At 53.7% G+C, this 22368-nt stretch carries 19 protein-coding genes and 3 tRNA genes; 7 read left to right on the top strand and 15 right to left on the bottom strand.

All coding sequences use genetic code 11. The features are described 5' to 3' along the window. Window positions 1–4: 4 nt before the first annotated feature. Window positions 5–601 (bottom strand): C39 family peptidase, encoded by a 597-nt coding sequence (locus Q8902_01505; protein ID MDP4198228.1) that lies wholly within the window; start codon window positions 599–601, stop codon window positions 5–7. Between the two features lie 87 nt (window positions 602–688). Between Q8902_01505 and glgP the strand changes: the two genes are divergently transcribed. From glgP to gltX, 4 genes are all read left to right on the top strand, one after another. Further along, entirely contained in the window at window positions 689–2878 is a 2190-nt protein-coding gene (gene glgP, locus Q8902_01500) for an alpha-glucan family phosphorylase (protein MDP4198227.1), read from the top strand. 110 nt (window positions 2879–2988) lie between these two features. Next, a tRNA-Arg gene (locus Q8902_01495) sits at window positions 2989–3062 on the top strand. A 55-nt stretch (window positions 3063–3117) separates the two neighbouring features. Further along, window positions 3118–3191, top strand: a tRNA-His gene (locus tag Q8902_01490). Window positions 3192–3303: 112 nt separating this feature from the next. Further along, window positions 3304–4743: a glutamate--tRNA ligase gene (gene gltX / locus Q8902_01485; protein MDP4198226.1), complete on the top strand. Its 1440-nt coding sequence runs from the start codon at window positions 3304–3306 to the stop codon at window positions 4741–4743. 2 nt (window positions 4744–4745) lie between these two features. Here gltX and Q8902_01480 read toward each other — a convergent pair whose 3' ends face one another. Genes Q8902_01480 through Q8902_01450 form a run of 7 tightly spaced genes read right to left on the bottom strand, consistent with a single transcriptional unit; the run spans window position 4746 to window position 10294 of the window. Further along, window positions 4746–7130 (bottom strand): DUF5686 family protein, encoded by a 2385-nt coding sequence (locus Q8902_01480; protein ID MDP4198225.1) that lies wholly within the window; start codon window positions 7128–7130, stop codon window positions 4746–4748. Between the two features lie 4 nt (window positions 7131–7134). Further along, window positions 7135–7680, bottom strand: coding sequence for a hypothetical protein (locus Q8902_01475; protein MDP4198224.1), 546 nt, complete (start codon window positions 7678–7680; stop codon window positions 7135–7137). Window positions 7681–7712: 32 nt separating this feature from the next. Then, window positions 7713–8396 (bottom strand): hypothetical protein, encoded by a 684-nt coding sequence (locus Q8902_01470; GenBank protein ID MDP4198223.1) that lies wholly within the window; start codon window positions 8394–8396, stop codon window positions 7713–7715. Window positions 8397–8402: 6 nt separating this feature from the next. Further along, complete coding sequence (locus Q8902_01465; GenBank protein MDP4198222.1) at window positions 8403–9143, bottom strand: class I SAM-dependent methyltransferase; 741 nt, start codon at window positions 9141–9143, stop codon at window positions 8403–8405. After that, window positions 9140–9748 (bottom strand): recombination mediator RecR, encoded by a 609-nt coding sequence (recR, locus tag Q8902_01460; GenBank protein MDP4198221.1) that lies wholly within the window; start codon window positions 9746–9748, stop codon window positions 9140–9142. Before recR ends, Q8902_01465 begins: the two co-directional genes overlap by 4 nt. Before the next feature lie 6 nt (window positions 9749–9754). After that, a complete protein-coding gene (locus Q8902_01455) occupies window positions 9755–10063 on the bottom strand; it encodes a YbaB/EbfC family nucleoid-associated protein (GenBank protein MDP4198220.1) in 309 nt (102 codons plus the stop codon). Window positions 10064–10111: 48 nt separating this feature from the next. Continuing rightward, a complete protein-coding gene (locus Q8902_01450; protein ID MDP4198219.1) occupies window positions 10112–10294 on the bottom strand; it encodes a CPXCG motif-containing cysteine-rich protein in 183 nt (60 codons plus the stop codon). A gap of 79 nt (window positions 10295–10373) precedes the next feature. On the opposite strand from Q8902_01450, the gene bshC reads away from it, so the two are divergent. Both bshC and Q8902_01440 read left to right on the top strand, forming a co-directional pair. Continuing rightward, entirely contained in the window at window positions 10374–12152 is a 1779-nt protein-coding gene (bshC, locus tag Q8902_01445; protein MDP4198218.1) for a bacillithiol biosynthesis cysteine-adding enzyme BshC, read from the top strand. A 66-nt stretch (window positions 12153–12218) separates the two neighbouring features. Continuing rightward, window positions 12219–12292 (top strand) — tRNA-Arg (locus tag Q8902_01440). Window positions 12293–12721: 429 nt separating this feature from the next. Here Q8902_01440 and Q8902_01435 read toward each other — a convergent pair. Further along, on the bottom strand, window positions 12722–13942 hold the full coding sequence (locus tag Q8902_01435) for an acyltransferase (GenBank protein MDP4198217.1): 1221 nt from the start codon (window positions 13940–13942) through the stop codon (window positions 12722–12724). Window positions 13943–14205: 263 nt separating this feature from the next. On the opposite strand from Q8902_01435, the gene Q8902_01430 reads away from it, so the two are divergent. Further along, entirely contained in the window at window positions 14206–15324 is a 1119-nt protein-coding gene (locus tag Q8902_01430; GenBank protein ID MDP4198216.1) for a sugar phosphate nucleotidyltransferase, read from the top strand. 391 nt (window positions 15325–15715) lie between these two features. On the opposite strand, the gene dnaA is transcribed toward Q8902_01430, so the two are convergent. The 6 genes from dnaA to Q8902_01400 form a co-directional block, all read right to left on the bottom strand. Then, entirely contained in the window at window positions 15716–17530 is a 1815-nt protein-coding gene (dnaA, locus tag Q8902_01425) for a chromosomal replication initiator protein DnaA (GenBank protein ID MDP4198215.1), read from the bottom strand. Between the two features lie 343 nt (window positions 17531–17873). Beyond that, complete coding sequence (locus Q8902_01420; protein MDP4198214.1) at window positions 17874–19049, bottom strand: anhydro-N-acetylmuramic acid kinase; 1176 nt, start codon at window positions 19047–19049, stop codon at window positions 17874–17876. Beyond that, entirely contained in the window at window positions 19046–19285 is a 240-nt protein-coding gene (locus Q8902_01415) for a hypothetical protein (GenBank protein ID MDP4198213.1), read from the bottom strand. Before Q8902_01415 ends, Q8902_01420 begins: the two co-directional genes overlap by 4 nt. A 94-nt stretch (window positions 19286–19379) precedes the next feature. After that, window positions 19380–20027: a hypothetical protein gene (locus Q8902_01410; GenBank protein MDP4198212.1), complete on the bottom strand. Its 648-nt coding sequence runs from the start codon at window positions 20025–20027 to the stop codon at window positions 19380–19382. Further along, a complete protein-coding gene (locus tag Q8902_01405; protein MDP4198211.1) occupies window positions 20027–21313 on the bottom strand; it encodes a hypothetical protein in 1287 nt (428 codons plus the stop codon). The genes Q8902_01410 and Q8902_01405 overlap by 1 nt, the downstream gene beginning before the upstream one ends. A 60-nt stretch (window positions 21314–21373) precedes the next feature. Next, on the bottom strand, window positions 21374–22120 hold the full coding sequence (locus tag Q8902_01400) for an RNA polymerase sigma factor (protein MDP4198210.1): 747 nt from the start codon (window positions 22118–22120) through the stop codon (window positions 21374–21376). Window positions 22121–22368: the final 248 nt, after the last annotated feature.

The following is a 22368-nucleotide window of genomic DNA, read 5'->3' as shown; positions in this document are numbered from 1 at the left end:
CGGGTTATTCTGCCCCGTTCGATCGGGAGACAGAATGATCATCACTTCTCGGAGCCGTCACGAGAATTGAGCGGCATGTGTGCTGAAAATCGTCATGCCAAATATCTTCGAGTTGGCGATAGCTCATTGACCCCTCACCCGGTGGTGGCCAGAGTGGATCGACTAATTCCACCATTTGGAGGCGATCGTTGTAGCCACACACGATCTTGGTATGTCCGATGGGAGGACTCGAGGTGCTGATCAAGACGGGCCGATGCTGTTGAAGCGCGACGCGTATCGCGTTCAGTCCTTGTTCAAAACCAAGATGATCGAGACTGAAGGTCTTGATCTCCCAGCGATAGCCGATCGATTTCAAGCCTTGGACCAAATCGGCGTAGTAGGTCCCTGTAAAATCCGATTTGGATTTCGCCAGGGCTTTCACTGTGTCCTGCGAGTAATGATCGCCATAATATTCTAGTACCATCGAGGCACACGCTGGCACGCAATAATTTGACTTCGTCTGAGGCTGGTAGGGAATGGTAAGCGAACACGTCCGCTGGGATTGGCACGCATATAGAATGATGCTCAGAAAAACAACCAGCAGGGAATATCGAGTCGTCATTTGCGTGTTTGAAAAACCGCGGAGATTCATTTCCCGCTCCCGCAGGCTCGTAAGTTTGCAGTATACTCTAACCTTTACCTCGACCCATTGCCTACACTACCTTCCCCAATTTCACGCCTCGAAGAAGTCGCTCGTAACCTCTGGTGGAGCTGGTCGCCGGAGGCGCGCGGAGTCTTTCGCGCCATCTCTGTTCGACTTTGGCGGGAAACGGACCACAACCCGGTCTTGATGCTTCACCGCGTCACGCAAGACCGGCTCGATCGGCTTGCGGTCGATCCAGACTTTCTGAAACGCTATCGCGCACTGCTGCGGACGTTCGATCGATACCTCGCTCGCACAGGTGCTGGCATTCCACCGACCGACGCGAAGATCGCATATTTTTCTGCAGAGTATGGCTTGCACGGAAGCTTACCGATTTACTCCGGTGGCCTCGGCATTCTCTCTGGGGATCACGCTAAGTCGGCTAGCGATTTGGGGCTTGACTTCACTGCGGTTGGCTTCATGTATCCACGCGGCTATTTCGAGCAGGGCATCGATCCGGATGGCCTGCAAATCGCCAACTATGCCCAGATCGATATTCCGGACGTGGCGATCGAACGAGCGTACTTGCCATCCGGAGAGCCACTTGTGGTGTCACTGGCGCTCGAAGGGCCGGATGATTTACTCCACCTTCAAGTGTGGCTCGTTCGGTGCGGTCGCGTAAGAATCTATTTGATGGATTCGAACCTCGAAGCCAACGCTCCACACAATCGCGACATCACGACGCGGCTCTATGGTGGCGACCAGGAATATCGGTTGCGGCAGGAGATCGCACTCGGTATCGGTGGCGTCCGTGTCATTCGGGCGCTTGGCTTGACGCCCGGCGTCTGGCATGCCAACGAAGGACATGTCGCATTCACACTAGTTGAGCGATTACGTGAAGCTGTGAAATCGGGTATGAGCCTCGATGAAGCCAAAACATTCGTCGGCAGTCACTCCATTTTCACCACTCATACCCCTGTTCCGGCCGGTACGGATGCATTCCCGTTCGATCTTATCTCGCGGTACTTCTGGCATTTCTGGCCAGAACTGGGTGTCGACAAAGAGACTTTCCTCGACCTGGGGCGGCACGCTCAGCCCGGAGGTGGCGATGCATTCAACATGACCGCGCTCGCAATGACGTTGAGTTTCCACCGCAACGCTGTGAGCAAAAAGCATCTCGAGGTCACGGCTGCCATGTGGCCGGAATTCAGTTCGGTTGTTGATCGTGGAAAGTTGACAGGGGATAACGGAGAGGTGAAGGCGAATCAACCTCCCGAAGGAGCCGTGCCCCCTCAACCATCCACTATCCCTTCTCAACCATCGACTCTAACCAGCGTTACAAACGGAGTTCACATTCGAACATGGCTCGCGCCCGAAATGGAGGAGCTTTTCGCCCGCAAGTTGGGCCGCGACTGGACCGAGCATCTCGACAATGAAACATATTGGGCTGCATTCCGCCAAGTCGATGATGAGACATTCTGGCGGACGCGGCAGACACTCAAGACCAGTTTGTTCAGCTTCATTACCGATCGTGTTCGGAGAAAATGGATTGCAGGATCGCTCGATCCAAAGTTGTTCGTACCACACGGGATGATGCTCGACCCGAGTATTCTGACAATCGGGTTTGCACGCCGCTTTGCGACGTATAAGCGCGCGACGCTTATCTTCAAGGACCTGGACCGCCTCAAGGCCATGCTTAGCGATTCGCGCCGGCCCGTGCAATTCGTATTCAGCGGAAAGGCGCATCCCGCCGATGAAGGGGGCAAGCAGCTCATCCGCGATATTTGGCAATATGCACTCGATCCCGCCTTCGGAGGCAGAATCGCGTTCATTGAAAACTATAGCATGCACGTTGCGAAATATCTGGTTCGCGGAGTGGACGTGTGGATGAACAACCCCAAAGCTCCCTTGGAAGCCTCCGGAACGAGTGGTATGAAAGCCGCGATCAATGGCGTGCCCAATTTTTCTATTCTGGATGGCTGGTGGATCGAGGGATGGAATGGCAAGAACGGATGGGGGCTCGAAGGCTCAATTGAAGGATCTTCGGACGATCAAGACCGGGTGGATTCAGAACGAATGTATGAGGCTCTTGAGAAACAGGTGATTCCGCTCTATTATGACAAGCAATCCGATAGCATTCCGCATCGATGGGTCGAAGTCGCAAAGGAATCGGTTGCCAGCGTACTGCCACGATTTTCGACGGACCGGATGGTCCGGGAATATGCCGAAAAGCTTTATATGCCCGCCCAAAGGTAGGTATTCGTCTGCGCGAACTTGTCGAAGGAGCATCCTGTTACTCGGCTCCCGCGCCGGGCGTGCGCAGTAAGGCCATCCGCAAAAGGATGGGTCTGCGCCACACGAAACAAGCGCCCGTAGCTCAGTTGGATAGAGCAACAGCCTTCTAAGCTGTGGGTCGCTGGTTCGAGTCCAGCCGGGCGCGCGAACGGATGATCGGTCATCGTGGATGATTGGTCATCCGCAGAACAATTGATACGGTGGGTGTAGCTCAGCTGGTTAGAGCGCCTGGTTGTGGCCCAGGAGGTCGTGGGTTCGAACCCCATCACTCACCCAAACAGTGGATAGTGGAGAACGGATAGTGGATAGTGCCCGAAGCATTCCGCTGTTCTAATAGCGCTAAGTCTCTCATCGCTATCCACTATCCACTATCCGCTATCCCCTCTGTGGTACGAGTAAGATTCGCTCCCTCACCGACCGGTTACGTTCACGTTGGCTCGCTCCGGACCGCGCTATACTGCTATCTCTTCGCGCGCCATCACAGTGGTGTCAATATCCTTCGCATTGAAGATACCGATCGCACCCGCTACGTCGAGGGCGCTGTCGAGAATATCATCCGCACAATGGAATGGGCTGGGATCACGTTCGACGAAGGGCCGATCAATGGCGGGCCGTTCGGTCCGTATACGCAGTCTGAGCGGAAAGAGCTTTACTCGAAGCATGCCGCACAATTAGTCGCGGAGGGCCATGCGTATCCCTGCTTCTGCACTGCCGAGCGGTTGGATACCGTCCGCAAAGCGATGCAGGCCGCCGGGCTTCCACCAATGTATGACCGGCACTGCCGCAATCTCCCGAAAGAAGAATCAGACAGACGCATCGCCGCCGGCGAAGCGCACGTCATCCGGATGCGCATCCCAATTGGCGAGTCCATCCGATTCAACGACTTGATTCGCGGCGATATCGAGTTCGACTCGAAGACCATCGACGACCAGGTTCTCCTCAAGTCCGATGGTTTTCCATTGTATCATCTCGCGAATGTCGTGGACGATCACTTTATGGAAGTCACCCACGTTATCCGCGGCGAGGAGTGGCTCTCCTCGACTCCGAAGCATGTCCTGCTGTATCGTGCATTTGGCTGGGAGCCGCCGAAGTTTGCGCATTTGCCACTGCTGCTGAACGCCGACCGCTCGAAACTTTCGAAGCGGCAGGGTGATGTTGCGGTGGAAGATTATCGCGAGAAGGGATACCTGCCGCAGGCGCTCATCAATTTCGTCGCGTTGCTCGGCTGGAATCCGAGCGCGACCGAGGAAATCTTCACGATTCACGATTTGATTCGCGATTTCGACTTGGAGCGTGTCAATAAAGGCGGCGCGGTCTTCAATCGCGAGAAGCTCGACTGGATGAACTCGGAGTACATCCGCAAGATGTCGCCAAGTGATTTGCTGCCGCTGGTGCGGCCACTGCTCGATAAGCGCAACTATATCGTCAGTGATGAATATGCAACCCGGGTCATTGCTGTGATGCAGGAGCGCGTTCACACGCTTTGGGACTTTGTCGATTTCGCGAGCTACTTCTATGTTGCGCCAACGTTTACGGATGTTGACGAGAAATACAAATCGAAGCATTGGACCGACGAGGCAAAAATGCGCCTCGGTGAGCTACTCCCCAAACTCGAAGCCTCCGCAACCTGGGATCATGATTCGCTCGAAGCCATCATCCGCGAATACGCGGAAGCAAACACAGTAGGCGCCGGCAAGCTCATCCATCCGCTCCGCCTTGCCACCACAGGTCGCGGCATGGGGCCGGGGCTCTTCGAGCTGCTTTCGGTCTTAGGTCGCGAGGAATGCCTGCTCCGCATTCGACACGCGCTGCGACATTTGGCGTAACATCAGAAGCTAATCGCCAGCGTACCCGTCACGAAGAAATTGCGGTTGGTTTTGTGGGTCAGCCGCCAGGCGGCATCGAAGCGGAAGATGTTCAGAATGTTGCCAATGCCGAACCCTGCTTCGACGAACGGCTGGTTGAGGATCGGCATGACGGCTGTCGCAATATGATTGGCCGATGCATCCGTGAGCGTTGCCCCGGCAAGACTGGCAAAGCCAATCCATTGAAGATCGGTGAGCGAATGCAGACCGAAGAACCGCGTTGGCAGATCGTAGAAGTTTTGTTCGAACATCGCGGACCAGGTCCGATCACCCTGAAATTCGAGCGGCGACATCGTTCGAAAGACAGAACGCGATGTAATGACGGAATTCCGAGACTCGAAATAGAAAAGCGATTGATTGGGTAGCGTCCCGCGCAAGAGATCGCTTGCGGCGAGATCGAACCACGCTTTTCCCCACACGCCGTCCTTTCCTTCAAGCGTTATATGGGCCGATGCAGTCGCAAACGTGAATTGGCTTCCAATGACTGAATCGGCATAGTCTATTTGTACTGTCGCGGAGCCGCTCCAAGTGGAAACATAAAAGTCCTTTGTGAGCGCCGCACCAATTGCATGCAGCCGCCCATCATCGATTGCTGGGTTTGCGCGAAATGTATTGTGGGAAAGGAGCAGGCTGTAATCGGTTACGGTCGAGAGGCTGTATTCATTTTCATTCGTGAACGACACCGCGCCCGTAAGCCCATCAGCAAGGTGGTTCGAATATGTGACATCGAACCCTCGAGCACGAAAATAATCCGGGTAGTCGCTATGCAGAAGAAGCGCTGTCAGGGTGTTTACCACCTCTGCATACCCCTGGCCACGACGCACATAATTATCATACAGCCGCATCCGGAAGGAAGAGGAACTCGAGGCGACGGTCTTCATGCCGTGTAGGCTTACATCACCTCCAAGCGAGACATTCGCATTGACCAACTTGCTGGTGGCCCACGTCAGTCCTTGCTCGAGATTGAGGGAATACTTCCATCGGCGGTCGCCAAGTCCGTATCCGACCGAGCCATCCATACTGAGCGGCCATGCGTCCGAGAACCGAATGGAATGCGACCACTGGAAGCGGGAGCCTTCCACGCGATTGAAGCTGTAAACATCAAGACCTGGGAGCCAGTCTGCGATGTCTTTCAGGAGTGCGGATCCTGGTGGTGGCGGTGGCAGCTTCGCTATACTATCGTATTTCCGATAGGCTTTGTCTTCGTCGCTCGCAAGCGGGATCAACCGCTCCGAGGCCCAATGCAGCGAATCAACACTATCTGCTGTCGGCGCTACCGCGTGCCGTTTGCTAAAGACCGAATCCGCAATGTCGCCGTTGATTGTATAGTCTTGCAGCATCGCATTCTCATCGAGGCGGAACGCTGGAACAAACGGCATGTCCAACTTGACCGAGAATCCGAACGTAAGCTGCGAGGGCATCCAGTACTTGTTCTCGACAAAACCAAATGTTTGTGAAATCGAGATGTTTTTGATTGGGCCGATCTTGACCGCATCGTTCGGAGCCAATTCCAAATAGGCGATCGTGTAGTCCGTTTGGTCAATCCATAGTGTACCCTGAAATGCTGGATTCAATACTCCTCGTGGCTCAACGGAGATCTTGTAGACCGGCGCTCCATTCAACTCACCGTCACCAATAAGATCGTAATCATACGCATCGAATGCATCGTGAGCAACCGGACTCGTCAAACTGTAATCCAAGAAGTCAATGCGCTCGTTGTAAAAATTATCGACATCGAAGAGCCGCCCATAATCTTCGCCGCCCGGCAAGTTGGCGGTCTGTTTTCGGGCGGTCACTCGCTCGGCATATCCCTTGCCCTGCTTCCAGAATCCATCCGCAACCGTTTCGATTATGGCAAAAATCTTGGACGAGGTGTCTTGTAGTATGCGGGCATTAAGCCGGCCATATACGTGGAAGCGGTAATCCTTGATCTCGGCTTGCCAGGCATCTTTTGTATCGATCACTTTTTGAATGATTCGCCGCGCCTCCTTGCGGCTCGCATCCGCTGAGATGGTGATGGTCGCGCCCGTGACCGGCGACTCGCGAAGTGCGATCTCGCACGATGAGTCTTTCGCGAGCGTGAAGGAGAGTGTATCCGGCTTGTAACCGATCGCCGTAACGCGAATGCGATATGCAACATTACGATCGAGCTTCAGCAGGAAGGCACCTTCACGATTTGCTTTCGCACCCCGTGGTGTGCCCATAATCGCGAGAGATGCACCCGGAATTTCTTCGCCCGTCCCACGAATGGTCACGCGGCCACGAAGCTCGACCTGCTGGGCGTGCGAGGCCGATGTCAGCAAAGCGATCAGGAGCACGAGCGCAACGCGCCCGCTAGTATTCATCATCCTTCTAAAGATTGGATTCGTCTTGCCAATGACCGGCTTGCCAGATATCTGATGGAGTGGGGCGCTCCAGGTGAAAGACGGCACGCCCATCCACATGCTCGACATCCGCGGCGTTAAAGGTGATGTCGAGCGAAAAACTTCTCGTGATGTCGAAGGCGGTCGAAGTGCCTGATGAATCCAGCACGGTCCCCCATAATAGTGAGATTGCTTCGGCGTTCTCGAAAAGACTTCCGGTCGAGCGCATTTCGTCATCGCGACCCCACGTGATATCAACGCCTCGGTCGTAATTGCGATAACTAAACGTGAAGTCCGAAGCGATCAGCGCGCCATACAGCGTTGTATCCTTAAACTCGTACGCGTACTTAAATGCCTGAAAGAATCCATCAATCGTATGCGCATCGCCGAACTGCACGGTCGGCGCTGTCTCGTCCAGCTTCGGCGCGAAGGGATTGCAGCCGATCACAATAAGGAGCAGCGCATAGGCAGTCACGCGCAATGCATTTCGCAGCAGGAGTCGCCAGAACCTTCGACCTATGAGCGCGTTCTTCATTGCTCGCTTCACACTTCTGATCGCCCGATCCTTCACGATGATAATTTGAGCTTGAGGTCTGTCCAGGTTTCACTTGTTCCGCCAGTGGGAGCAAAGTCCGTCCAGGAAACAATTCGCCATTCCTTCGTGCCTTGCTCGGTGGTCACGAGCAGGAATTGCATTTCAAGCGAGCCTCGGACCGTATCGGTCGGGATCACGCCCGTAGGCAGCGCAATCGTGTATGACGTGGTCAGGCTCGCAGCATTGGAGCTTTGCACAGGGGCGATTGCGCCCAGCGTGATCGCAAGTGGTCCGCTGTGCGGAAGTGCCGCAAGTTTTGCAAGCCAGGCGTGCTCGGATTCCGATGGTCCTTCAACGGTCCAGTTCGTGAAGATGGTCCGCGACGCGGGATCAAGGCCGGCTATTGGAGTGAATGCAAATGCCTTGGGACCGGAGCCTGTCGAGTCTGTCGCTGCGATAAAGACCTTGGTATAGTTGGATGCATCGAACGCCTGAAGTGCACCTGTAAAATTGCCCATCAGGATTTCCACCGTTGTCGCTGGAGTCCAGATGAACGTATTAGAACTGCTTGGCGGCTCCGGTGTCCGTGTCGAGAAAAGATCGCAACCAGCAAGAACAATGACGAATGACAAAATGCAAACGACAAATGCGAGGCTACGAATCCATTTTGCATTCGTGGCCTGCAATTCGTATTTCGTATTTGGTCGGTTGCCCATCAACTCTTACCTTCGCGCAAACATGATCAATCGCTCCGATTGGTCTCGGTCATAGGACTCACCAGAATAGCTACCGAATGTCCACTGGAGTGTTAGACCGGCCCCCGCGAACATCCGCTCGAAGTCCGCTAATTCGAACATCCGGACCGACTCGATGAATTCATGGGCCTCCGTGGAATTCGGTTCACGGAGAACCAGCCGTTTTTCCACACGCCCATGCTCGGTCCATCGTGATTGATCCAGCACGACACCGGATGGTAGCACTCGAACATCGTGCGCAACATGATGCGTCTGGACCCATGCACTATTGAAAAAGTCGATGACAAAATAGCCGTTGGCGGAGAGATGCTCAGCTACTGCTTTTATCACACTGGCATTTTCTTCGTCACTTTCAAAATAGCCGAAGCTCGTAAACAGATTGACTGCGAGATCGAATGTCTGCTGTGGCAGATCTCGCATATCACGCTCGAGGAATTCCACGAGAAGCCCCTCTGATTTCGCATTGTCGCGCGCTTCCGCGAGCAGTGTTGGCGAGAGATCAACACCAGTCACATTCGCATATCCTCGACGCGCAAACGAGAGTGCGTGCCGTCCCGAGCCGCAGGCCAGATCGAGCACGCGGCGGCGAGTCTTGTGGCCGATAGTCTTCTCGATCAAGTCGATCATGGTCTCGGCCTCGCTTTCGTCGCGGTGCTCGTAGACGACGCGATAGTTCGAATCGCGAAACCAGTCTTTATACCAACTCATACTGCCGTTCGCCCTTCAAGCGCTCTGGCCAATGTTGCCTGATCCGCGAACTCCAGATCGCTGCCGATAGGAATGCCTCGTGCGATGCGCGTGACCCGCTCGACAATCGGATGAAGTAGCTTCGCCAGATAGAGCGTCGTGGCCTCACCTTCGACGTTCGGGTCCATGGCAAGAATGATCTCCCGAACTGGCTCGGCGCCATCGGGTGAGAGCCGATCAAGCAGCTCCCGGATTTTCAATTCATCGGGCCCAATGCCTTCGAGCGGTGAAAGCGAACCGCCAAGGACGTGATATAGCCCTCGAAATTCATTGGTGCGCTCGATCGTGAGAACATCATTTGGCTCTTCCACGACACAAATGATCGACCGATCGCGCCGCATGTCACGGCAAATGGGGCATGGGTCTTCATCCGTGATATTCGCGCAGATCGTGCAGGTATGGACACGCTCATGCAGCTCGCCGATCGCTCGAGCGAGCAAAAGCGATTCCTCTGCCGGTTGCTTGAGCAAGTAAAGCGCAAGCCGCTGCGCGGTCTTGCGACCGACCGTTGGCAAGCGTGACAGGCGCTCGATCAGAGTTTCAAGGGCAGGCGACGTATAGAGCATAGAAATTTACGGCATCGGGAAACCGGGCGGCAATAGCGATCGCGCGGCTTCGCTCATCTTCTCCTCCGCCATCTCTTTCGTTCGATCGATGGCTTTATTGACCGCGGCAACGATCAGGTCTTCGAGCATCTCTGGTTCGTTCGGATCGATCACCTCTTTCGCGATCTCCAGCTTGAGCAGTTGTTGCCGCCCATTCACCGTAGCCTTGACTACGCCGCCACCGGACTCTCCACTGGCCTGCATTTGCGCGATCTCCTCCTGGGCCTGCGCCATTTGCTCCTGTAGCTCCTGCAATTTCCCCAGCATGTTACTCATAAACGTCCTTCTTTTTTCGGCCCAAGGCCGACTCCGGTGCATGACCGATCATTCTTCAAAACTTGCATCGATTGTGATCTCATCTGTTTCGGGGTCAATCTGCACACGGAGCACATTGGGCCGGCAACAGACCTGGCAATCCTCGATGTACGCCTGGCTCAAGCCCTGCGACTCATCGACAACGGTCTCGATCTCTTCGCCACAGACTGCGCACGTATAGGAAGCAAGCATAGAACACCGGAACAAGCGACTTCGTCGAATTGGTGCGCGAACGACCACAAGTAGCGAAGCCTTTTCCGAATTGAACCTGTTGAGAGACGTACACCACATGGACGCCGCACATCTTCCGAACCTGACTCCGCTCGCCAAAGACTATCTCTGCAACTTTGAGTCGACGCCAATTCGTGATTTTTTCGCAATTTCACCGACGGCTCCTCACGAGCAGATGCGCACACTCATTGATGCGCGACTCACGCGAGAGCATCATCTGCCGCCCGAGCATCGCGCGGCAGTTGTGGCGGAAATCGAGTCGCTCGCCGTTTCCATTGGAGCCGATAGCAAACGCGCCCGAGAGAACATCGAACTGCTCAAATCACCCCACACGCTAGCCGTTGTCACCGGGCAGCAACTTGGAATACTGGGCGGACCGCTCTATTCATTCTACAAGGCATTCACCGCTATTCATCTCGCCCGAACGCTTTCCCGCCAGTACGAGGGCTTTGCGTTCGTCCCCATCTTTTGGCTGGAAGGTGAAGACCATGATTTCGATGAGATTGCCAGTGCGCATGTCCTGAATGCGGAGACACAAGTCGAAACCATCCGCTATCGACCAACGACAATCGCACCAGGCGAAGAGAAGAACTGGAAAAAGCTCGTTGGTCCGATCGTGCTGGAAGAGTCATCCATCGAAACGATGATTCTGGAGCTGCGCAATGCGTTGCCACCGACCGATTTTACAGATGAGGTTCTCGCGCTGGCACAAGGGTGTTACACGCCAGGCCGAACGCTCCAGGATTCGTTCGCGCGACTCATGGCGGCGTACTTTGCGGAGGATGGACTGCTGCTCTTCGATGCAGGCACCGGTAAAATGAAAGAGCTTGGCCGCGGTCTCTTCCGGCAAGAAGTAGAAACGTCCCCGCAACTTTCTGAGCGCATCATCCTCCAATCGGTGCAGTTGGAGGAAATCTATCACGCGCAGGTTAAGCCGCGAGCCATCAATCTGTTTTATATCAATGACGAAGGCGAGCGGCTCCCGATTGTCGAGCGCGAACGAGGCGGACTCGAAACGGCCCGGACGTTTTTCCTGAAAGGCAGCCGAAAGACTTTTACGCTCAAAGAGCTTCTCCACTCACTCGATCACGAGCCCGAGCGATTCAGTCCAAATGTTTTGCTTCGCCCTATCTATCAGGACACGTTGCTGCCGACGGTTTCCTACGTGGCTGGTCCCGGCGAGATTTCATACTATGCGCAGTTCAAGCCGGCCTATGAATGGGCTGGACTTCCGATGCCGCTCATCTATCCACGCATGAGCCTTACGCTGGTGGAAGAGCGGTTCGAACGGTCCTTCACGAAATTTCAGATTTCGGCGGAGGACATTCTGATGAACGGCCGTGGAAAGAATGCCTCGCTGTTCGACCAGATGATCGATTCCAATCTTTCACCCGCATTTGCTCAGGCACTCACAGCCGTTGATGGTGCGCTTGAATCCTTACGGAAAAACGTAACAGGTGCAGAGGCGACCTTGGACGGGGCGCTTACTTCGCTCAAAGGCAAGGTGCTGACAGCGATTCGGGATTTCGAAAACAAAACACTCGCCGCCGAGCGCAAACGGCACACGACGACCAAGACCCAACTCGATAAGCTTCTGGCTGCATTACTTCCCGAAGGCGAATTGCAGGAGCGGGAGTTGAATTTACTCTATTTCCTGAATAAATATGGGATGTCCTTTGTGACACTCTTGAAACAGGCTCTCGTCGCAGATGGACTCGATACCCACGAACATCGGATCGTCCATATCCGGGACCTCACGGTTGGCCAGACCTCGCTCGATGGCTCCCCGAGAGAACTTCACCCGCTCTTGAAGGGTTAATGGCTCCCCGCAAGGAGAAACTATGAGGAATTCCCCGTGTATCGCTCATAGTTCATCCTAGCTATCGCACCCGTAGCTCAATTGGATAGAGCATCTGACTACGGATCAGAAGGTTTGGGGTTCGACTCCCTACGGGTGCACTTGGTCCCTGTAAGTCATTATTATTTAATAGCTTAACCTATGTCCACTTTAAGCTTGAAGTAACGAATAGGCAACAAAACTTGCCAGCGAAATCAAGAATGGACGCTTGATTTCTTGACCGCTGGTGCCGTGAGGCCTGCTTCCACTACTCTAGATATTTCAGGTCACTCATTTCTAGCCTATATTCGCGCCAGAAAGTTGTAACCTTTGTGCATCTCGTGGCTCCTCCATTGAGTATGACACCACGAATCTGAGCCGGCCGGCTGGACTGGCGGTCCCGATCCTTCTCGCTTAACCCCAGATACATCGACCTCAACAGGTTCACAAGGGGGAGTAGTGGAACGGTACCGAATATTACATATGGCGGCTCAGTCAATGCGTTCAACGAGAAGCGACCCGTAAACGATAAGAAGATACGGAACTGGTGGTCATAGATTCGCAGCCACCTCTGGCGCCTGAATTTGCTGTGCGGACTGCATTTCGATGGTCTCGACGCGAGAACGGTAGGAGAAGTATTTCTTGAGCCGAAGGAAGTGCTTTTCGAACAAATGATAGCTGGCGTATGCGAAGACGATCGAGACAATGAGATATGTGGGAATATAGATCGCGTCGAGCACAAACGGATGCACTGATGCCAGTCGCGTCAGGCCGGCGGGCAATTGAATCGCCGAAACGAGCCCCATCAGCGGTTTGTGCAGAACATACAGCCCGTAGCTATATCGACCGAACCACTGCAACCACGCCTGCTTGAAGAAATGCTGAACGCTATTCACCGGGCCGACACATAAGAACAGGACCCACGAAAAAGCGACCGAAATGAGCGTGAATGTAATGGTGCGCTGCAGTACATTCCAGTTGGTCAACGAAAACGTAATTGGGAAGTAGCCAAACGAGGCACGCACAAATATCATGGCAATCAGAATTACGCCAATTACCGCGGTCCTGTTATTGACCGCCTGACGGCCAATTGACGTGCGCAGATAGACTGCCATTATGCTTCCCATAATCAGCCCATCGCAATGCGTGAGCGTGCCGACATGTAACGGAAGTATATCGGAGCCATTCAGGCTGGCGATGAGTCTCATGGCCATTGGAAGGAGAAGGAGAGCGGGCAAGAAGCGGCGGAGAAGTGTGATTGGGATTAAAAAGATAACCAGCGGCCATAGGAGATAGAACTGTTCCTCGATCGCCAGGCTCCAGAAGTGACTAATAATCTGGTTCGGCCAACCATGCAGTGCCACATCGACATTCGTCAGATATGTCCAGTAATAAATGCTTCTGGAGTTCACAGCGTCCATCCCCAAAAGCGGCAGTAATACAAATATTGCGAACACCGCTCCATAGTAAAGCGGAAAAATTCGAAGGACGCGCCGAGCGTAGAATGTTCGAAAATACTTGGGCTGCGCCTTCGCATCGAGCAGGATGCCGCTGATCAGAAACCCTGATAGCACAAAAAATAGATCAACTCCTGACCACATAAAAAGCGTCAGATGGCCCAGCAATGCATGAACTCTCCCCGAGGCCGAGTACCCCAAAACAAAATGATGGGATAGGACCATGAGCACTGCTAACCCACGCAGACCATCGAGCGCAGGATAATGCCCACGTGGTGCGTTCGTCCGAACTTCCTTGACTGAATCTAATGGCATTTCTAAAACAGAGCGATAAGTAATCTAACCTCAGTTGCGATCACTTTGGTGCTGCCATACCACAGCATCAACCAGTGAGACATCTATGGTGCCTTGCGGATCGATTGTTGTGCTCTGACCTAACCGGCAAGCTTATCGTTTTGGCATAGATCGGGAAATACCCTCGACGTTTCGATCACGACCTTAGCCGACGATTTCTTGCAGCGACCTCCAATCTACCGAGATCGGCCACGGTTCGGATAAACCACCGTAATTTTGTACTAATGAGAATTAGCGTAGTAATTATGGCTGGCGGTGTTGGCACCCGCTTTTGGCCCGAGTCACGCGAGCGCAAGCCGAAGCAGCTTTTGGATGTGCTAACTCCAGGCACATCGCTGGTCCAGGCGACCCTGGCCCGAACACAGCACTTTGCGGCCGCTGAAGATACAATTATTGTCACGGGCGAGGCGCAGCGCATCGAAATGCAGCAGCAACTTCCCGAAATCCCACCCGAGAATATCGTTTCAGAGCCATTTGGGCGGAATACCGCACCGTGTATTGCGCTGGGTGCTCGCTTACTAAAGCCCCGAATTGGCGATGATGGTATTATGGTGGTCCTGCCGGCGGACCATATCATTCGAAACGAGAACGAATTCACGCGACTCACGAAGCTTGGAGCACGATTGGCTCACGAGACGCGGAGTCTGGTAACGATCGGCATTCATCCGACTCGACCGGAATCCGGCTACGGATACATTCAACTGGATGACGAGAACCTCCCCTCCAAAAGCCAATTGCCCGATTTTAGCGAGTTTGAACTTCGCGATGTCTTTTGCGTGAAGCGGTTTGCCGAAAAGCCGGATATTGATACTGCGCGACGGTTTGTCGAGAGTGGTGACTTCCTTTGGAACAGCGGGATGTTTATCTGGCGCATCGATGCCATCGAGGCGGCCTTACGAGAGTACACACCGGAAATCATGCAGCAGATTGACATGGTACCCGCCCAGACCTCCGCGGACTTCACCACGAGGCTGCGCGAGGCCTACAGCACGATCCGCGGAGTCTCGATCGACTACGGAGTGATGGAGCATGCGCCGAATGTATATGTTCTTCGCGCTGGCGCATTGGGTTGGAGTGATGTCGGAAGCTGGGATGAAGTATTTCGACTCAGTGAGAAAGATCTCGAAAACAATGTCCTGATGGGCGCGCATGTCATTGCACGCAATACAAAGGGATCACTGGCAATATCCAGAACACAGCGACTCGTTGCGCTCTATGGCGTATCGGATTTAGTTGTTGTTGAAACTGAAGATGCAATTCTCGTCACCAGAAGGGATCAGGCTCAAGGTGTGCGAGAGATCGTTGACTATCTGAAGCGATCTCAGATGAATGAATACCTTTAATCGTTACCCACTTCCTCTTCTTCTTCTTTCTCTTTTAAAGAGATTTAAATACATTAGTAATTGATTTAAAGGGTGTGGAAATGTTGACAGTGTGAGGGAGCGTCTTCTGAAAGCGTTGTGTGATATGGCCGCAATCGAGCTCCACATGTTATGCGTGGTACGATGGATAAGTGGAGAACCAGTGTTCCGCTAACATACCACGATGTTCTCTACTGCCGGTGTGGATAGCAATTGCTGTTCCTCACACATACGTGAAAGTTGTTCTATTATGCTATCCACGCTCGAGCCGATACACACAAATTGTTATCCCGGCATCTGGATATCGCATTATCGCAAAATTAGAATGGCGCGGAAACCGCGCCATTCTACACTATTTCCGCTGAGATTGACCTCAGTGCATCATTTCGAACTGCCTCCGAAGATCTTCCAGCTTGGAAGCAAGTCCCGTATCATGGCGTATGTCATCCACCACAGCCTGGACGGCATGGATCACAGTTGAATGATCGCGGCCACCGAAATGAAGGCCGATAGACTTCAGTGAATGATTGGTCAACTCCTTCGCGAGGAACATGGCGATCTGTCTCGCCTGCACGACTTCCTGCTTGCGAGTCTTCGCGCGTAGCAGCTCTTCTTCTACACCAAATTTCTTGGCCACGGCGCGTTGGATCGTCTCGATCGTCAGCATTGGCGTGCTTCGCTTGGCGACCTTACGGAGAACCTCGCGCGCAAGATCGAGCGTCGGCTCTTTGCCTTCGAGCGAAGCGGTCGCCAGCAATGAGATCAGGCAACCTTCAAGCTCACGGATGTTTGTAGTGACATTCGATGCAATGAACTCGATGATCTCGCTTGAAAGCTCAACCCCATCGGCAAGAGCCTTGTGGCGAAGAATGGCAATGCGGGTTTCGAGGTCCGGCGCGCCAATATCAGCCGTGAGTCCCCACTGCAACCGGTTGAGGAGACGATCATCGATGTCCTTCAACTCCTTTGGAGCGCGATCGCAGGTCAAGATGATCTGCTTCCCCAGTTCGCGCAACGCGTTGAAAGTATGGAAAAAAATATCCTGTGTCTTTTCTTTGCCGGCAAAGAACTGAACGTCATCAATGATTAGCACATCGATCGATCGATACAGGCTCTGAAATTCATTGCTGCGGTTATTTTGGATCGAATCGACGAATTCGACCGTGAAGCGATCGCTGGAGGTATAAAGGACGCGGGCTGAAGGAAATTTCTGAAGTGCCGCGTTCCCAACCGCCTGGATCAAGTGGGTCTTCCCGAGTCCGACGTTTCCATAGATCACGAGCGGATTGTACCGTGTTCCGCCCGGATTATTCGCGACGGCATTTGCGGCAGCGTAAGCAAGCTTGTTCGATTCGCCGCGAATAAATGTCTCGAATGTGTATCGTGGATTGAGATTTGGCTCAATGGCTGGACGCTTGGATGCTGCGTTCTGCGCATTGCCTGCATTATGCTGGCCATTCCCAAACGACGGTGTGCCTTGGCCATTGGGCCTCGCATTGCTGTATGGCTGTGCGGGCTGTGGCGCATACTGCTGTGTGAATGCACTTGGAGCCGCAGAGTGGCCGGATGGCCCATTCGGAGGTGGTGCAAGTATTCCGGACGCCGATGCTGGCTCAAGCTTCGTGTTCAGCGCATCGAGATCGCTTGTCGTTTCGAACCGGAATTCCGCCGCAGCGCCGAGCACATCCCGCAACGACTTCTGAAGGGAATCTTCATAATGCTCTGTGATCCATTCACAAAAAAAACTGCTTGGAGCGCGAAGTGTCAGAATTGCTCCCTCCAGCCCAATCGCTTCCAGTGGGTCGAACCACGTCCGCATCGTCTGCGGATTCAACTGAGCGCGAAGAGTATCCAGGCATCGTTTCCAAATTTGCAGGGCGGCGCTGCGAAGGTTTCGCGTGCTCTCCTCAGCGGAGGCAGCTTCACTCAGGCCAATGCTCTCGTTAATTCCTGGATGCGCGAGTACCTCCCGTTCGCCGTGCGGTGTCGATTCAGTCAGGAGTTCGGGTTCGGTGCGCAGAGCGTGCTCGGACACGGGCGTTAGGTTGGAATACGGATATGCAAAAGTACCACCCGCCATTACATTTGATTGCGATGCAAGATTCCGCGATGTCGGCGCGGCCTTCATGTTCGGATGCACGGGTGATGCTTCCATAACTTCAAGATCGGCGAATTCCGTTCGGCTCATTCGTGAATTGATGCGATGACAACGGTAAATGTGCTACTGAACCGAGACTGTGACGACGCGCCCAAGCATATCGATGCTAAATGCTTTCATGTCGGTAATGAAATGAACGCACGCACTGCTACTCATGAAGCAGCTGATTAAATCAATGATGGCTCGGAACGCTTACTCGGACGAAAGATCTGGAAGTGACAAACGCCAAAACGGTTCGTCCACTTATCCACATTCTCTACACACATGGAGTTGATCTTCTCGTAATGCAGTATAATACATTCGAGTACCGAATGTCAAGTGTTACGAAGAGATTTTTAAAAATAATTTTTTGCGAAAATACTTTTGGACACGATTATTGTGAAATCAATGATTCTTCGCGCCTCGCTTTTGCCAGCGTACCGAGCGTCGCGCGGCTGTGCGCTCCGGTCGTTCGAGGAAGATGAATTGGAAGTTCCTCAAGGAATGCTTTAGCGAAGAACGCAAACGCAATGGCTTCTTTCGCACTTGCGGAAATTCCGAATACATCGGATGAGACAATGTGTGCCTGAGGGAGATTCACGCTCAGTCGTTCCATCAGCAGTATGTTCCGGATTCCGCCGCCGCTGACAACTAATTCAAAAGGTCCAGCGGAACCTACGAAGCGAAAACTTTGAGCGACGGAGCGCGCGGTCAATTCTGTCAACGTTGCAAGTGCATCGTCGACAGTGATCTCTCTGGTGCCGATTGATTTCATGATCGGCGATATAAACGCCTCACCAAACACTTCACGACCAGTTGTCTTGGGAGGAGCCATCGCGAAATAGGCACAATCCAGTAATTCCCTCAGCATGTGGTCGTTGATGGATCCCTCGCGAGCGTGTTCGCCATTACGATCGAACGGCTCGTCAAGGTATCTCCGGCTTGTCAGGTCAAGCAACATGTTTCCTGGGCCAGTATCGAAGGCGATCACGTCTTCGATACTCGCGCCTTTCGGAAGCCAGGTGATGTTCGCAATTCCGCCGATATTGAGCGTGGCGCGGTCGAGTGTGTCGCTTTTGAGAAACGCATAATCGAACATTGGCATCAGCGGAGCACCTTGTCCGCCGAGGGCTACGTCCGCCGCACGAAAATCGCTGACGACGTCGATCCCAGTGAGCGCCGCAAGCGCGCTTCCATTGCCGAGTTGGAGTGTTGCGCCCTGCGCCGGAAGATGGCGCACAGTCTGGCCATGTAGGCCAATAGCGCAGATCTGTCTGGCATCGAGTCTTGCCTCTTGCAGCGTTTCGTTGACGGACCTCGCGTATTCTTTAGCGAGTGCGAAATGTAGCGTGGCGACATCATCCATTCGGACCATTTCCGCTGAGGCTAATGTAAGAAGCTTCGTGCGGATCTGTTTAGGCCATGCTGAACTGTGAAAATGTATTAGCTCGACGATCTTGTTCTCAAATCGGCACACTGCAACATCGATCGCGTCGAGGCTCGTACCAGTCATGATGCCGATATATAGACTCTCGCTCCGCTCGGAGGCGGTCCCCAGTGGTGCCATCATGGGATGCGTCGTGTGCCGACGTGCGGTGGTGGCGCGGCATGAATGGTGTCCTCGGTGCTATCCGGGACAAGACCTGTTGGGATTTTCCGTTCGGTAATCTTCAAAAAGAGAAAAAAGACCAGACTCATCGCAAGAAACAGAATCGCGCGAATTGCGAAGGAATCCGCATGCAGCAGAGCCATTGGGCCGCTGGCGTGTGATTGGTAGGCATGGGCCTTCGATCGACGAAACATCATACTGCTTAGCCCAAATTGCGGAGCGCTAAGTTCCCGCGTTGTGCTATTCGCCGAGCTTAATCCTATTTAGCCAAGAACACATGCGACGCTTGGGTCAGCTTGGGTATTGAATTCCTAATACCTGCAAATGCCCAATTTCTGTGTTTCCGCCGGCGAACGTAGCTTCACGAATCAGGCCATGACCGTTTGCGAAGAAGCGAAGCGTGTACACGCTTGCATCATCTCCATCACGATGGTACTGGATCACAACGACGTCCGAAAAATGAACGGTCCGGTTTGGAGGAAGATAATAGTCATCATAGCGACCGATGACCGTTGCTCGGATATGATGGATAGGATCGGCAACCCAAGTCGCGCTATCCTCTAAGACGCCATCGAGAGCCAGCAGTGTCGTGTCGCCCGTCGAAAGGGTGGCCGCAAGATTGTTGTTGGCATCGTGCGTGAAACCGATGAAGAAAAGTACATTGCCAGTCTTCGTATCGACGAGCGCGTTCTTATCCGCCATCGTCTGGCCGATCACTAACCGGCAAGCAACCGTATCATAAATGTTCTGGTTGAGACCCGTCTCAAACCGGCTATAACTATAGACCAGGCCATTTTGCAGCGGGAAAAAATAGTCTTGTACGGTCGCAGTCGAGCTTATCGGAACCGTGCCCATCGAGCAGCCAGTAAGCGCAAATAGCCCGGCGAGTATCACCAGGCGAAGCGCTCGAACGATGGCCATGTCATAAGCGGCTGACATTAGAAGTGGAAATAAAGTCCCGTGTTGAGTTCGAGGTTCAGGCTTGGGGCGGCATCGCCAACGCCATTTGGTACGACCAGTGAACCGGCGCCAGAGTGGATGGCCGCATTCTTATCTGCGGTTAAATCGTAACTAAATCGGACAACTCGAAGCCCGGTGACTAGCCCAACTTCATGAGTGAGATCGTAGTGAAATCCGAGTTCTCCGATCATCATCTGTCCAAGGCTACCGAATCCATAGCCGCCCGTAAACGTCAATTCCGCGCCGGCAATCGATGGAAAGCGCAGCTGCGCGAGAGCTGCCATGTAGCTGATTTGTTCGTGGACCGTATCGCCTGCCAGAACATTTTGCAGTGGATCGATCGGATTGCCTGCATGCGTGAAGAGGCCCTTCCGTGTTACGTTCGCTGTGCCATAATCTGCGCCGGCCCATAGCACGTTCGAATGCGGCAGTACTTGAAAATAGGTACCGACTGAAGAATTCGTCATCAGAGGTAACGATACGTTCGTCGCGGCACTATTCGGGAATTGCCGGCCAAAACTCTCGCTCACATGAAACTCGAACCGTTCGAGCAATGATCGGCGGGGTTCCGCAATCGGCGTATTATGGAACTGTGGCGCAATGCCGCCATCCGTGCCAATGCTGTGCAATACTTCTGGCTGCTGGTCACGAGGTTGAACATACGCGATTGGAGCCTCTGCAGATTGTGGTAGCGATTCGCTTGCCGCTGCAGAGCTGAATAGACTCGCAAGACCGAAGTGCTCCATTCCGAGTGGAGACATAGGCTGTATTGGCGAATCGGATGCAGCGCTTATCCACGTCGGAGATGAGTGCTGCACGGAACTCGCAGAAACCGACGCAATCTTCGGCGCGCTTGGCAACGCTCTCGTTGCCTCCATGTTCACGTTCACTGGTTGTGTGGCCGCGAAATAGCCGGCGCCGATCCCAATCAATAGACCAAGCGCGCCGACGGCCGCGGCGGACGCTGTCATCATACGCGAAAAGAAACCTGCGGCAGCGGGTTGCATCAACGCGACCGGTTGCGGAGCCACCGTCGAGGATGTGGCCGGGAGGATCGCATCGACACTCGCCCAGAGCGATTGCTCCGCTTCATACGGTACGGCAATTGACTCGCGGTCGCGTGAGAGCAGCGACTTCTGGTTCATAAAGTCCCGGAGCACGTTCCGCTTCTCGGGTGAGACCGAGAGCGTGTGCAACAGCTCTGCTTCATCGTTCGGATGAAGCGAGCCGTCCATAAATTCCAGAATGCGTTCGTTCAGTGTCATCGTGATAAACTTCTATCGGTCAGCGGATGAGCAATCATCCAGAGTTGATCGATCAAAGAGCTATATTGTTTCGTTATAATATGGTCCAAGTAATACTCTGAGGCTCTCTTTTGCGCGGTAGATCCGGCTTTTGATTGCGGGAATACTCGCATGCAATACTTCTGTGATTTCCTGATGGCTAAGCCCTTCGTATTCCCGGAGTACAAGCGCCTCGCGCTGTTCGGCCGGAAGCTGGGCCATCGCCCACTCGATCCGGTCGCGCCATGACTCGCCCAGATCCTCGGGCGGCCGAACGACGAGAGGGTCGTGCGGGCTCGCCCCAAGGCCTGGCCTCATATCGTCTATCGTATCGTGCGGCTTGCGATCTCGAAGCTTGTTCAGGCAAAGGTTATGAGCGATCGTGAAGATCCACCCGCCGAGGCTCTTCTCTTCTTCGAACGTCTGCGCGCGAGTCAGAACCCGAAGAAATACTTCCTGATATAAGTCCTGTGCCTCTTCCTGACTCGAAAGCATCCTCAGCGAGTAGGCATAGACCCGATCGCGATACCGCAGGTAGATCTTGGTATAAGCTTCTCGTGCTTGCCGGCGACCTTCAGGCAATGCGCTCCCCATTCCCGCAAGGAATTCGCGGAACAGTGCAAGGTCCTCAGCATTTTCCTGGTCCCGATTGGCCCTGGAATCCTGACCCTTCGTGCGCAGAGGCAAACCAGCAGCCAAGCCACCCCGGGGGGACTGATCCTCCGCGTGTGACTCTCGCTCCTCGCCGATTGCCATTGATGCCTGCTCCATGTCTCTAATGGGGAACACAGGACCCGAGGCAAAGTTGCGAGCGATTGACCCTCGAAATTGAAGAGACTTAGAATCGCAGCATAACCCGGAGGATCACTGTCTCTATTTTCTCCTATCTATTAGATAGAGGAGTTCAGAACAAGAAAGATCTGTCAAACAAGGACGCTTTCTATCGGGAAGCTTTTGCAAAATGACAGGCACGTTTCATTAATCCAAATAGTTTTCACAGCGTCTTATTCGCTTTTTCCGTCAATTCATAGTTCCCC

The sequence above is a fragment of the Bacteroidota bacterium genome (assembly GCA_030706745.1).
GTDB lineage: Bacteria > Bacteroidota > Ignavibacteria > Palsa-1295 > Palsa-1295 > PALSA-1295.
The sequence above is the reverse complement of the archived record's forward strand: the minus strand, read 5'-3'. Positions and strand labels throughout refer to the sequence as shown.

Excerpts from the sequence above, each read along its gene's own strand:
- Q8902_01505 (MDP4198228.1), bottom strand. The coding sequence starts at position 601 with ATGACGACTCGATATTCCCTGCTGGTTGTTTTTCTGAGCATCATTCTA.
- Q8902_01480 (MDP4198225.1), bottom strand. The coding sequence starts at position 7,130 with ATGATGAATACTAGCGGGCGCGTTGCGCTCGTGCTCCTGATCGCTTTG.
- Q8902_01475 (MDP4198224.1), bottom strand. The coding sequence starts at position 7,680 with ATGAAGAACGCGCTCATAGGTCGAAGGTTCTGGCGACTCCTGCTGCGA.
- Q8902_01470 (MDP4198223.1), bottom strand. The coding sequence starts at position 8,396 with ATGGGCAACCGACCAAATACGAAATACGAATTGCAGGCCACGAATGCA.
- Q8902_01465 (MDP4198222.1), bottom strand. The coding sequence starts at position 9,143 with ATGAGTTGGTATAAAGACTGGTTTCGCGATTCGAACTATCGCGTCGTC.
- recR (MDP4198221.1), bottom strand. The coding sequence starts at position 9,748 with ATGCTCTATACGTCGCCTGCCCTTGAAACTCTGATCGAGCGCCTGTCA.
- Q8902_01455 (MDP4198220.1), bottom strand. The coding sequence starts at position 10,063 with ATGAGTAACATGCTGGGGAAATTGCAGGAGCTACAGGAGCAAATGGCG.
- Q8902_01450 (MDP4198219.1), bottom strand. The coding sequence starts at position 10,294 with ATGCTTGCTTCCTATACGTGCGCAGTCTGTGGCGAAGAGATCGAGACC.
- Q8902_01435 (MDP4198217.1), bottom strand. The coding sequence starts at position 13,942 with ATGCCATTAGATTCAGTCAAGGAAGTTCGGACGAACGCACCACGTGGG.
- Q8902_01430 (MDP4198216.1), top strand. The coding sequence starts at position 14,206 with ATGAGAATTAGCGTAGTAATTATGGCTGGCGGTGTTGGCACCCGCTTT.
- dnaA (MDP4198215.1), bottom strand. The coding sequence starts at position 17,530 with ATGAGCCGAACGGAATTCGCCGATCTTGAAGTTATGGAAGCATCACCC.
- Q8902_01420 (MDP4198214.1), bottom strand. The coding sequence starts at position 19,049 with ATGATGGCACCACTGGGGACCGCCTCCGAGCGGAGCGAGAGTCTATAT.
- Q8902_01415 (MDP4198213.1), bottom strand. The coding sequence starts at position 19,285 with ATGATGTTTCGTCGATCGAAGGCCCATGCCTACCAATCACACGCCAGC.
- Q8902_01410 (MDP4198212.1), bottom strand. The coding sequence starts at position 20,027 with ATGTCAGCCGCTTATGACATGGCCATCGTTCGAGCGCTTCGCCTGGTG.
- Q8902_01405 (MDP4198211.1), bottom strand. The coding sequence starts at position 21,313 with ATGACACTGAACGAACGCATTCTGGAATTTATGGACGGCTCGCTTCAT.